The sequence below is a fragment of the Clostridium beijerinckii genome, from assembly GCA_003129525.1.
GTDB lineage: Bacteria > Bacillota > Clostridia > Clostridiales > Clostridiaceae > Clostridium > Clostridium beijerinckii_D.
On the sequence record CP029329.1, the window covers coordinates 2,753,986 to 2,766,727 of the forward strand.

Consider the following 12,742-nt stretch of genomic DNA (forward strand, 5'->3'; position numbering starts at 1 on the left):
AATGTATAGGTATAAAAAGCTGAAAAAGATAGCATTATATAAAAATAATGTTATAATTATGAGGGGGCAAAATAAAAGGAGGTACATTTTATGAATAATAAATTATCAAAAGATGCATATGGTGGGGTAGTTGGTAAAAACTATGTTCCCTACATTTCTAGTGGATCTAAATCAGGTGGAAATGTTGTAGTATTAGTAATAGGTATTATATTAGCAGTTTTATTTTCAGCATCAACTGCCTACTCGGGTATGAAATCAGGACTTACAGTTGCGGCTGGTATACCAGGATCTATAATAGGTTCCGCATTAATAGCTGCATTTGCTAAGCAAAAAGGTATACTTGGCAAAAATTTAGTTCAAGGTATGGCAAGTGGGGGAGAATCTGTTGCTAGTGGTGTAATATTCGTAATGCCAGCAATTCTGTTAATAGGTTCTAAAGTTAATTTCTTAGAAGGTTTTGTTGTTGGTACAGCTGGAGTTTTATTCGGTATTGGAATAGCTTCGCTTGTTTACAATTACTTAATAGTTGAGGAACATGGTAAATTAATGTATCCTGAATCAATGGCTATATCTGAAACACTTGTTGCTTCAGAAGGTGCTGGAGAATCGATGAAGTTCATGGGGATCGGGTTTGGAATAGGAGGAATTATAACTCTTATAACTAGTTCATTTTTGAATGTAGCTAACAACGTTATAAGCTATGTTAATGAAACTTTTTATAAGTGGAAATTTGAAATTGAAGTTAACCCTCTATTATTAGGTATAGGATTTATAGTTGGCTTAGATGTTTCTTTAACTATGTTCGCTGGTTCTATATTATCTAATTTCGGTATTATGCCTTTAATAGGTTATTTTTCAAGTTTGGGAAGAGATGGAGGAGCTGTATGGAATAATCCTGATGTTTCTATAAACGCTATGCAAGTTAAAGATATAGCTGGTAGTTATGTAAAATATATCGGTGCTGGTATGATGCTTGCTGGTGGTTTAATAGGTGCTATTAAACTTATTCCTACTATAATGTCTTCTATAAAAGAAACTCTTAATGCTAAATCTTCAAATAGTGGTAATAGCTCATCTTTAGGAAATATAATACTACTTGGTGGGATAATACTAGGTTTCATAGGTGGTTTCATATCATCTAATGGTAATATAGTAATGGCAATACTTGCGTCTATTTTATCATTATTTTTATCACTACTATTTGTTATAGTTTCTGGTCGTTTAACTGGTACTATAGGTACTTCAAACCTTCCAGTATCAGGTATGACTATAGCTTCTATAGTTATTGTAACATTATTATTCGTTGTAATGGGATGGACAAATCTTGAAAGTAATAAATCATTACTTTTATTTGGTACATTTATTGTTACTGCAATATCTGTAGCTGCTGGTTACGCGCAATCACAAAAGGTTACTTTCGTAATTGGTGGTGACAAAAAGGAAATGGATAAGTTCTTTGTCATAGCTGGAGTAATTGGTGTTGCAGTTGTTGTTGGTACTATATTATTACTTTCAAACCAACTTCAAATGACAGGCGATAATGTTCCATTTGCATTACCTCAAGCTAACTTAATGTCAACTTTAACAGCTGGTATAATGTCAGGTAAGTTGCCTTGGGTTATGATTATCGTTGGTATTGTTATGGGAATAGTTTTATTCCTATTAAACCTTCCTATAATGACAGTTGCTATAGGATTCTATTTACCTATATCTACAACTTCTATAATATTAATAGGTGCGTTAGTTCGTTTAGTTATAGAGAAAAATTCTAAATCTGAAAAAGAAAAAGACGCTAAAGTTTCAAATGGTATAAGTTTATCTTCTGGTCTTGTTGCTGGTGGTTCTATAATAGGACTTATAGGTATAATATTCCAAGTAACAGGTGTTATAAAAGGAAGTGGACCAAGTGGATTCTCTGCTTCTAATGGAATGGCAGCAATAATATTAGTAGCTCTACTAATTGCTACTATAATACCTATATTGGGAAGCAAGGTAAAAAATGCTAAAAAGTAACGAAGACGTTTTAAATATCATATATAAAATATCTGACAATTTAGAATATGAAGTAGATAAAGATAATATTGTGACTATACTTAAAAGTCAAGATCATAAGGTACAAAAGTTCTTTAGAAAACTTAAATTCAGAATTCCAGAGTACGAAAAAATTTCTTTAGATGAATTTGGAAGTTGGATATTTTTACAGATAGATGGCAAGAAAAATGTAAAAGATATTGGAGAAAGTCTAGAAGCAAAGTACGGTGATAAAGTTCACCCACTTTATGAAAGATTATTGTTATTCTTAAATCATATAGACATTAATTGTCACTATATAGAAAAAATCAATTTGTAATACAAAAGATGGTACTTCATTGTAAATTTCATATCATACTGACTTGTTATTTATTTGAATGTGCCTAACATAGAATGAGCTACCTAATTTGTTTTAGGTAGTTCATTTTTATTTATAAATTAAGTATGAAGTTGTCTTGAAAAAGACTATCTAATCCAAGCTCCATTATAATGTAAAGAAAAATATGGTATCTTTATACTGCATCTCTAGTTTCGACTTTTTTAAAAAAAGGTACCAAAATATTCATTGTTTATTTGTATTATATAGCGAAAGAGTTAAATAATGCTTTGATTTCAACATTGAATATTATTACAATTAAATTTTATATAAAAATGGAGGAATAATTATGTTAAAAAGAATGAGTAAAGCAACATCACTATTAGTAGCTGTGGCTGCTATTATTTCAATAGTACCTGCAAGTGCAGCTGACTACAAAAAAATTGATTCACAAGAGGGTATTGTATATAATGCGGTGGCATACAAAGATGGAAAGTTCTACATTGATGGAGAAGTAAATAATCAAGATGATGGAGCTTATTATTTAGCAAATGGTAAATATAATAATTTATCAGATGTTGATAGTGGATCATCTGTTGAAGCTTATGGTTCTAAGTACTTAAATGTACAAGCTGGAGATTATTTTGTTGATTTAGATAATGGTTCAGTAACTGATGATTCAATAAAAGATAATGCAAAAGACGATACTGCTTCAGCTTTAAGAAAAAATGTGAAAAAGGATACAGATGGAAGATATACTGTAGCTGATTCACAAACAATCAAAACTTTAACTGGAAAAGAACTTACAGGAAATAAGTTTACAGACTTATGGTATGGTGTTACATATGCTGCTGACGAAGCAACAAATGGTAATGCTACTTCTTTAAATGTTTATACAGATGCTAAAGGAAAATACATTGATGCAGATTATAATTTAGGGTTAATCAAAGTTACAACAAATAATGGTTCAACTGAGAAGAGCGTAGCTGTATCAAATACAAATGATAAATATGATGGGGCAGGTGGAACTAAAACTGTAACAGCAAGCGTTGCTGTTGATGGTATTAACGAAAAAGTAATTGGACAAGATGCTAACTACATCTACAGAACAGCAAAAGTTACTATAACAGCTACTGCTGGAACAATAACTAAAATTAATGGTAAAGCGATAAGTGCACCAGTATTTAGTACTCCAGGAACTGCTCAAACAACTTTCACAGTTATTCAAAAAATATCAAAAGCACAAGCTTCTGATAATATTAACGGGGCAAAATATGCTAAATCAGTAACTACTTATGTAATTTCTAAAGATAATGGTGATGCTATAGATGAAAATCATTCTTTACTTAGTAAATACACTGTTTCTAATGGAAAGTTAATCAACTACACTGTAGGAGCAAGTTCAGTACAAATTGAAACAATAGTATTAAGCTCAAAGAATGGATATTACTACACTGATATAAATGATAAAGCAAATGAGGATGCAACAATTGTTGACACAGATGCAAATGGGAATATTTGGAGACTAATGGGCGGATATATATACAAATGGAACAACGATGAAAATTGGACAAAAGTATACAAAGTAGATGGGTCTTTCAATAAAATGTCAGTATATGATGATAACAACATCGTAGCTTGGAATAAAAATGATGAAGTTTACTCAGTAATTGGTGGGCAAGCAACTACTACTCCAACTACTCCAACTACTCCAGTTGTAAATAAAGGATGGGTTAAAACTAACACAGGTTGGACATTCTATAATGCTACTGGCGCTCAAGTAAAAGGACAATGGGTTAACGATGGTGGAGTTTGGTACATGATTAAAGTTGATGGAATCATGGCTACTGGCTGGTACAACGATAACGGAACTTGGTACTTCTTACAATCATCAGGTGCTATGAAAACTGGTTGGTTAAATGACAATGGAACTTGGTACTACTTAAATGCATCAGGTGCTATGCTTGCAAACACAATAGTTGATGGTTACAAATTAGGAGCATCAGGAGCTTGGATTAAATAATTTAAATAATTGACAATGTAATTAAAAATATTAAAGCAAAATGATTAGTTACAAAATGAAATGAAATACACTCTGTCGAGTAGACAGATAAAAAATAAAAAAATTAAGGTCTGATTTCGATATTCAATTGGAATCAGACCTTTTATATTATATTTTACCAAGAATCAAAAAGATATTGATTGATTACAGGTGATTTTGATATAACGTATAATGAAATATTTGATGGATGCAGCACATTATTAAGTTAATAAAGAGATATTTTTTCATTTAGCTATTGACTTAGAGTTAACTTTAAGCTTTATAATGAAATAGAGTAAATATTAGTTAATTTATAGTTATTATGGAGGAATTAAAAAATGGAAAAATCAAAGGTGTATTTCACGACTATGCAAACAACAGCTAAAGAAAATTTGATACAGAAATTAAATCGTTTAATTAAAACTGCAGGGATTGATCAAATTAATTTTGAAAAAAAATATGCAGCTATTAAGATTCATTTTGGTGAGCCTGGTAATTTGGCGTTCTTACGTCCTAATTTTGCTAAAGTAGTAGCGGATATTGTTAAGGAATTAGGGGGAGCACCATTCTTAACAGATTGTAATACTTTATATGTAGGCGGTAGAAAGAATGCTCTTGATCATTTGAATTCTGCTTACACAAATGGCTATAGTCCATTTTCTACAGGATGTCATATATTAATTGGTGATGGATTAAAAGGAACAGACGAAGCTTTAGTACCAGTTACAAATGGTAAATATGTAAAAGAAGCAAAGATTGGTCATGCTATTATGGATGCAGATATATTTATTTCTTTAAATCATTTTAAAGGTCATGAATTAACTGGTTTTGGAGGTGCATTAAAAAACATAGGTATGGGGTGTGGTTCTCGTGCAGGAAAGATGGAGATGCACAGTAGTGGAAAACCTAATGTTTCAGAGGAGACTTGCGTTGGCTGTGGAATGTGTGCTAAAAACTGTGCTCACAGTGCAATTAGCTTAATAGATAAAAAAGCTTACATTGATCATAACAAATGTGTGGGCTGCGGTAGATGTATAGGGGTTTGTCCTATGGATGCAGTTATGCCTGCATCAGATGAATCTAATGATATACTAAACAAAAAAATAGCAGAATATTCATGGGCAGTATTAAATGGGCGTCCAAACTTCCATATTAGTTTGGTAATTGATGTATCTCCATATTGTGACTGTCATGCAGAAAATGATGTACCTATTGTACCTGATGTTGGTATGTTTGCATCTTTTGATCCAGTGGCATTGGATGTTGCTTGTGCAGATGCAGTAAACAAACAACCTGTCATGAAAGGTAGCCTACTTGAGAAAAATGGCTGTAAACATCATGACCATTTTACTGATGTTAGCCCTGAAACAGATTGGAATGTTGCAATAGACTATGCTGTAAAATTAGGCCTTGGAAATAAGGAATATGAGTTGATTACAATTTAAATAAGGTATATTTCTAAATTAAAATAACATATGTATAACATAACTAGGGTATGCAATTTTTTGCATGCCTTAGCTATTTTACAAATGTATTTTGTACTTCTTTTAAAATATCCACACGCCAATTACAATATTTATTTGCATTTAACCGTAAATTTGTTATGTTACTAGTATATTTATCTGGTTTTTCTAAATTTTAATGGGGTTTTTCCATAAGTTTTTTTAAACATTTTAGAAAAATTTGCAGAATAATTATACCCAACTTTGTAAGCTATATCTTCAACACTTAAGTCTGTTGTTGATAAAAGATTTACAGCAATATTCATCCTAATATGATTTGTATATTCACCAATTGACATATGATAATATTTTGAAAATCCTGCCTTTAACTTTTGTTCGTTTAAAAATACCATCTTACTTAAAGTGTTTATGTTTGGCGGATCACTGTGATTTTTTGCTAATATATCATGAGCTTTTTGAATTGCACTAATATCAGAAGAAGTTAGTTTCATTATTCTGTTATTGCCGATATTAATATTTCCATAGTTAATTTGATTAGTAAAAGCATTTTCAGGAGCATTAGTAATCTCATTGATTAAAATGGCTATGCACTCTAATATTTTGCTTTCTAAATAGATACTATTTAATAAGTTTTTATTAGCTAAGCTTTGTAGCTGACGAATAATTTCTATAATTTCTAAAGGCAGATAAATATATGTATAATTTTTAATAAAAGAATCAAAATCTATTATATTTGGAAAGTTAGGTTTTATTACTTCAGTAAAATATCGTTCATATATAGTTATTTCAGTTCCATGATAATGCTGGCCCTTTTTCCAATTTTGGTATCCATTTAAATCTCTTTCAATTACAAAGAAGGAAGAAGGAGTAAAAGAAGATACAGGATTATTTTCAAGTTGAAATTCTGTAACTCCTTTATAAACTAAACCAAAACGCATTAAATGTTCAGGATTAGCAAAAGATAAAGAAAAATCATCAACTATAGTATAATCTGCAATACCTAAATCATAATAACCCTTTCTTGAATAACTAATTAAAAACCCTAGTTCAGGCTTATCTTTATTTGCATATAAAGTATAGTTTTCATTTTCAATTTTACTAAAATTTAGTCGCCTTAGAACTTCAGATTTAAATTCTTCACTAGACTTTACAATCATAAAAATCCTCCTTTTACTTCTATATTTTCAAGTTTCAAATATAAAGATCAAACATATTACCTATGTTTACGTACAATTAAATAACTAATAATTATGCAAAAAAATAATTAGTTAAGATGTAAAACTGATTAAATCAGATGCAATCATTGTATTGATAATGAATATCATATACAATAATCCTCGTTAAGAATAAATTCTAAACTACTTATGAATTGTTGTAAAGTATATTTTAGAAAAATTACAAACTTAGGAGGATACTATGATAAAAAGAACAAACAAAATTGCATCAGTATTAGTTGTAGTAGCTATTATTTCAGTGGTAGGGTCAATACAGGCAAAGGCGGAGACTTATCCTAGAATACTATCAGAGGAAGGAACCATTTATGAAGCGGCTGCCTATAAGGAAGGAAAGTTTTATATTGATGGTAAGACTAAAGATGTGGAAAACGAAGGCGTATATTATTTAAATAGAGATAAATATACTGAAATTAGTGATATAGATACTGGAATAGAATTTGATGGAACATATTCAGATAGATATATTGAATTGAGCGATGGTGATTATTATTTAGATATGTCAAATAGTGAAATATCTGAAAGTAGCTTAACAGAGGATGCCATAGATGCTGCTGCTGTTGCTTTAAGAAAGAATGTAAGAGCCACGGCAGACGACAGATATACTAATATAAAAAATAATTTAGTTGAAATTCCTAAAACTAAATTCGGTGAAAGTTGGTACGGCACTAATTATGATGATTATACTGTTTATACAGATTCAAAGGGGAATTATATAGATGCAGATTATAATTTAGGTAAAATTAAAGTAATAACAACATCAGCAAGTAATACTATCACATTAACCAATACAGAGGATAAAAGAGAAGGAACTACAGTACATGTTTCAGATTCTAATGTACTTGGACAAGATGAAGATTATATATATAGAACTATAAAAATTACCATTGAAAGTGATGAAATAATAAGTAAAATAGATGGAATCGATGTAAATGGTGGGGATGCATTCGATACAAGTGAAAATGATGGAAAGACAGTAAGCTTTTTAGCTATACAAAAGATTTCAAAGGAGCAAGCTGAAGATAAGATAGACGGCGCTAATTATGCTAAAACAGCAGTTACATATGTACTTTCAGGAACAGATGGAGTATCAATAAGTTTACTTGATAATGCAAATATAAGTATAGCAGGAGGCTATATAGTACAATATATAGAAGAGTCTGGATTACTAACTATTCAAACCATTTCATTATATGAAGAGAGAGGAAATCAAAACTATGTCTATGCTTGTAATGTTGAGACAGAAGAAATTACAGATATGGATATTGATATTCATGGCAACATTTGGAAAACAAAAGGCGGATTTACATATAAATTTGATAATTATAGCGAATGGGATAAGATGTATAAAATAGATGGATCTATGGATAGATTATCTGTTTATGATGAAAATCATATGATACTTTGGAGTGAAGATGTTGATATTTACTCAATAAAAGTAAATGATACAAAAGAGGCAGTAGCTGAAGTAGTTGAATCAGAAAAAGTTTTAGATGGAAAGCTTGGATGGATTCAAAATACTGATGGAAGTTGGAATTATAATAAAGTAGAAGGTATTAAAGCTACAGGATGGCTTTATGACATAAATCAATGGTATTATTTAAATTCTTCTGGAATAATGCAAATAGACTGGATTAAAGAAAATAACAATTGGTATTATCTAAGTGAAAGTGGAGCTATGAAAATTGGATGGTTGAGTGATAATAGGAAATGGTATTATTTAAATACATTAGGAGAAATGCTTCATGATACTATAATTGATGGATATAAATTAGGAGCCAATGGAGATTTTATTCAATAATTATAGAATAATCAAATCAGGTGTAAAAATAATTAAATCAGGTGCAACTATTGAATTGATAATGAATATCATATACAATTAACTTCATTGACAATACATAGAATATGAATTCAGAAAGGAAGATATAATATGAAAAAAATTTCAATATTAAAAAAATTTCTAGCAGTTTGCATAACATCAATGCTCTTTGTTGGATGTACAAATACAAACACTTCTACAGTGAAAGAGGAAAAGAAAACTATTAAAGTAACTGATGTTAAAGGAGACGTTGAAATCCCAGAAAATCCTGAAAGAATAGTTGACTTAAGCGGTAATAGTGATGTTTTATCAATTTTAGGATATAAGGTAATAGGAACTGCTAATAGTGATGCTTATGACTATAAAAAATTTCCTACATATTTAGAGGATACATTAAAAGGGGCTACAATACTTGGTTATAGCATGCAAGATACTATGGACGTTGAAGCAATAATGAATTTAAATCCTGATTTAATTGTAATTTCAACAGTACAGGAAAAACTGTACGATCAATTAAGTGAAATTGCTCCTACAGTAATGATTAAATTAGAAGCATTAAATTGGAAGGACGATGTTAAGACTTTTGCAAAAACTTTTAATAAAGAAGAAGTAGCAAACACTTGGATTGAAAATTATGATAAAAAGGCAAAGGAAGTAGGAAATAAGATTAAAGAAGCTCAAGGTACAAATACAACTTATTTATCTTTCTTAGCTAGTGGCGGCCAATTTTATGTATTCGATGGAGCAGGATTTGGTAGTGTTTTATATGAAGATTTAGGATTAAGTAAACCAGCAGGTATGCCACAGCAAAAAGATATAAGTTTACCAGTTGTAACTTATGAAGGTTTGGCAAAAATTATGGCAGATAATATATTTGCCATTGCAACAGATGAAGATTTAAAAGTTCTTGAAGGAAATGCAATGTGGAATAACATACCAGCTGTGAAGAACGGTAAGGTTGTCAAATTACCTTCTTCACCTTACTTTAATCAAGGGTATAGTCCAATAGGAAGAGAAAAACTTTTAGATGAAATTATGGAGAAGTTAAATGAAAAAGAGCAATAGAAATACAATAACTTTTATAGTTTGTAGTATTTTTATTCTAATAAGTGGGTTAATCCTAGGCATAAGCCTAGGAGCCACCCAGATTGGCATTTCAGAAATATGGCATAGTATTTTTAATTATAGTGAAAAACTTGAACTTGTGTTAGTTAGAGATGTACGTATTCCAAGAGCTCTATGTGTATTGTTTACAGGAGGGATTTTAGGAGTAACAGGAGCTATGATTCAAGGAGTTACGAGAAATCCAATAGCAGAACCTTCACTTCTTGGTGTAAGTCAAGGAGCTACATTAGTTGTTGCCATATTTTATGCGGTTGGAATTTCAATAAATACTACAAATGTTATGATAGCTTCATTAATTGGAGCAATATTCAGTGGAATTATAGTAATAGGATTTATATCAAGAAAAGCAAATAATAATTCAATTAGTAAAATACTATTGGCAGGAACTGCTATGAGTACATTTTTTATTTCTCTTACAACTATTTCAGGGCTTTTATCAAATCAGTCTCAACTTATTGCTTTTTGGGTGGCTGGAGGTTTTAGAAATGCAACCTGGTCAGATTTTAAATTAGCTTTTGTAGTTGGAATAGCTGGCTTAATAATAGCTATTTTACTTTCAAAGAAAATAAATATATTAAGCCTTGGAGATGATGTAGCAATAAGTTTAGGCCAAAATCCTCAAAGAATAAGATTGATAACTTTACTTGTTATGATACCAATGTGTGCAGCAGCAGTTGCTGTTGGTAAAAATATTGGCTTTGTAGGACTTATAGTTCCACAGATTGTAAGAAAAATCTTAGGAGAAGATTATAGAAAAAATATACCTTGTTCTTTTTTACTGGGAGCAGTGCTTTTAACCTATTCTGATATTGCTGCAAGAATGGTTTATAATCCTTATGAAACTCCAATTGGAATATTTACAGCACTTATAGGAGTTCCATTCTTCATAGCTATAGCAAGAAAGGAGAAAGGCTAATATGAAAAAGAGAAGCTTTAAAATAACAGCTTTAATATTGCTAACTCTACTGTGTATATCTTTAATTTTATATTTAAGCTGGGGTAGTTATAAAATATTACCTTTAGATATTCTAAAAACTCTATTAGGTCAAGGAACGAAACTACAAAATGCAGCACTTTTAAATAACAGGATTCCCAGAATGTTAGTTGGAATTTCAGTAGGTATAGCCTTATCCACAGCTGGTGCCTTGCTACAGACTATAACCAAAAATGAATTAGCTGATTCTGGAATAATAGGTATCAATGCAGGAGCAGCAGTTGCAGCAGTTATTTTTATATCTTTAAAAACTGAAGACTATTATAGCGAGCTTGGTAACTTATCTATTTATGTATTACCTTTTATGGCTATTTTAGGTGCAGGTATTTCAGCAATTATAATTTACTTTTTATCAAGTAGGGATAGAGTTAGGCCAAAGAGATTACTACTTATAGGACTTGGAATAAATGCAGGATTAAATGCTTTTATAACCTTTTTTACTTTTAGAGGTGGGGTTAGTGATTACAACAGAGTACTGATTTGGATATCTGGAAGTCTTTGGGGAGCTAGCTGGAATTATGCAAAAATAATAATTCCATTAGTTTTTATAATGTTTACCCTAGTACTTATAAATCATAAAAAGTTAGATGTTCTTAATTTATCAGATGAACATGCAATTTGCCTTGGGCTTAATTTAAATAAGGAAAGAAAAAGGTTTTTAACCTTTGTGGTTATTCTTGCAGGCGCCGCTACAGCCTTTGCTGGGAATGTAGGATTTATCGGATTAATATCTCCACATATAGCAAGAAAGTTAGTTGGACCGTATCATAAAAACTTTATTGTAGTATCTGCCATTATAAGTATAATAATAATTTTATTCGCAGATGCAATTTCAAAAAATTTATTTTCTCCAATTGAAATACCTGTGGGGATAACAATTTCAATACTTGGAGTACCATATTTTATTTATTTAATGATGAAGGAGAAATAGATGGAAGCGATTTGTGTAAAAAATTTATCCGTAGCCTATGAAGATAACTTAATAATAGATAATATGAATCTTTCAATTCCTAAAGGAGAAATAAGTATAATCATAGGGGCAAATGGATGTGGAAAATCAACTTTGCTAAAAACCATAGGAAGAATAATAAAGCCAAGAACAGGCGAAATTTTTATAAATGAAAAGAATATTAAAAAGCAAAAGGAAAAGCATATAGCAACTCAAGTTGCCTTCCTGCCTCAAGGACCAATTTGCCCAAGTGGAATTACAGTTGGCGAATTAGTTTCTTATGGAAGATTCCCACATCAAAAAATGATTGGGGGCCTAAGCATCCATGATAAAGAAATTATAGAATGGGCAATAGAGGAAACAGGACTTAAGGATTTTGCAGATAAAGAAATTGAAAATTTATCTGGAGGGCAAAGGCAAAGAGCCTGGATTGCAATGACCTTAGCTCAGGAAACAGATATAATCATGTTAGATGAGCCAACAACTTATTTAGATATGTCATATCAACTTGAAGTACTAGAAGTATTAGAAAGATTAAATAAAAAAAATAATATTACTGTTGTTATAGTACTTCATGAATTAAATAATGCCTGCAGATTTGCAAGCAATATTATTGGACTAAAGCAGGGGAAAATTATTTGCAAGGGTATTCCTAAAGAAGTTATAACTGCAGAAAATTTAAGAGAAATTTATGGAATAGATGTTAAGTTACAATTAAGTAAAAATGGTCAGTATCCAATATGCGTAGAATATGAACTTATGAGAGGATAAA

Annotated in this window: 10 protein-coding genes; 9 read left to right on the plus strand and 1 reads right to left on the minus strand. The window is 30.6% G+C overall.

Annotated elements, in window-relative coordinates; genetic code table 11:
• Positions 1-90: 90 nt before the first annotated feature.
• The 4 genes from DIC82_12235 (at position 91) to DIC82_12250 (ending at position 5,833) form a co-directional block, all read left to right on the plus strand.
• Positions 91-2,013 carry an oligopeptide transporter, OPT family gene (locus tag DIC82_12235; protein ID AWK51735.1) on the plus strand — a complete coding sequence of 641 codons (1,923 nt, stop codon included), beginning with the start codon at positions 91-93 and terminating at the stop codon, positions 2,011-2,013.
• Entirely contained in the window at positions 2,000-2,350 is a 351-nt protein-coding gene (locus DIC82_12240) for a PqqD family protein (protein AWK51736.1), read from the plus strand. The genes DIC82_12235 and DIC82_12240 overlap by 14 nt, the downstream gene beginning before the upstream one ends.
• A 346-nt stretch (positions 2,351-2,696) precedes the next feature.
• Complete coding sequence (locus tag DIC82_12245) at positions 2,697-4,370, plus strand: cell wall-binding protein (GenBank protein AWK51737.1); 1,674 nt, start codon at positions 2,697-2,699, stop codon at positions 4,368-4,370.
• 356 nt (positions 4,371-4,726) lie between these two features.
• A complete protein-coding gene (locus DIC82_12250; protein AWK51738.1) occupies positions 4,727-5,833 on the plus strand; it encodes a 4Fe-4S ferredoxin in 1,107 nt (368 codons plus the stop codon).
• Positions 5,834-6,006: 173 nt separating this feature from the next.
• Here DIC82_12250 and DIC82_12255 read toward each other — a convergent pair whose 3' ends face one another.
• The gene (locus DIC82_12255) at positions 6,007-7,008 is read right to left on the minus strand and encodes an AraC family transcriptional regulator (GenBank protein ID AWK51739.1); all 1,002 of its coding nucleotides are present in this window, start codon (positions 7,006-7,008) and stop codon (positions 6,007-6,009) included.
• Between the two features lie 259 nt (positions 7,009-7,267).
• Here DIC82_12255 and DIC82_12260 point away from each other — a divergent pair, with 259 nt between their 5' ends.
• The 5 genes from DIC82_12260 (at position 7,268) to DIC82_12280 (ending at position 12,741) form a co-directional block, all read left to right on the plus strand.
• Positions 7,268-8,884, plus strand: a complete 1,617-nt coding sequence (locus DIC82_12260; protein AWK51740.1) for a cell wall-binding protein — start codon at positions 7,268-7,270, stop codon at positions 8,882-8,884.
• Positions 8,885-9,013: 129 nt separating this feature from the next.
• Positions 9,014-9,967, plus strand: coding sequence for a ferrichrome ABC transporter substrate-binding protein (locus tag DIC82_12265; protein AWK51741.1), 954 nt, complete (start codon positions 9,014-9,016; stop codon positions 9,965-9,967).
• A complete protein-coding gene (locus tag DIC82_12270; GenBank protein ID AWK51742.1) occupies positions 9,951-10,943 on the plus strand; it encodes an iron ABC transporter permease in 993 nt (330 codons plus the stop codon). Before DIC82_12265 ends, DIC82_12270 begins: the two co-directional genes overlap by 17 nt.
• Before the next feature lies 1 nt (position 10,944).
• Positions 10,945-11,952, plus strand: a complete 1,008-nt coding sequence (locus DIC82_12275) for an iron ABC transporter permease (protein AWK51743.1) — start codon at positions 10,945-10,947, stop codon at positions 11,950-11,952.
• Positions 11,953-12,741, plus strand: coding sequence for an ABC transporter ATP-binding protein (locus DIC82_12280; GenBank protein ID AWK51744.1), 789 nt, complete (start codon positions 11,953-11,955; stop codon positions 12,739-12,741).
• Position 12,742: the final 1 nt, after the last annotated feature.

Coding starts and splice junctions, on each gene's coding strand:
- DIC82_12260 (AWK51740.1), top strand. CDS start 7,268: ATGATAAAAAGAACAAACAAAATTGCATCAGTATTAGTTGTAGTAGCT.
- DIC82_12255 (AWK51739.1), bottom strand. CDS start 7,008: ATGATTGTAAAGTCTAGTGAAGAATTTAAATCTGAAGTTCTAAGGCGA.
- DIC82_12270 (AWK51742.1), top strand. CDS start 9,951: ATGAAAAAGAGCAATAGAAATACAATAACTTTTATAGTTTGTAGTATT.
- DIC82_12245 (AWK51737.1), top strand. CDS start 2,697: ATGTTAAAAAGAATGAGTAAAGCAACATCACTATTAGTAGCTGTGGCT.
- DIC82_12240 (AWK51736.1), top strand. CDS start 2,000: ATGCTAAAAAGTAACGAAGACGTTTTAAATATCATATATAAAATATCT.
- DIC82_12280 (AWK51744.1), top strand. CDS start 11,953: ATGGAAGCGATTTGTGTAAAAAATTTATCCGTAGCCTATGAAGATAAC.
- DIC82_12235 (AWK51735.1), top strand. CDS start 91: ATGAATAATAAATTATCAAAAGATGCATATGGTGGGGTAGTTGGTAAA.
- DIC82_12275 (AWK51743.1), top strand. CDS start 10,945: ATGAAAAAGAGAAGCTTTAAAATAACAGCTTTAATATTGCTAACTCTA.
- DIC82_12250 (AWK51738.1), top strand. CDS start 4,727: ATGGAAAAATCAAAGGTGTATTTCACGACTATGCAAACAACAGCTAAA.
- DIC82_12265 (AWK51741.1), top strand. CDS start 9,014: ATGAAAAAAATTTCAATATTAAAAAAATTTCTAGCAGTTTGCATAACA.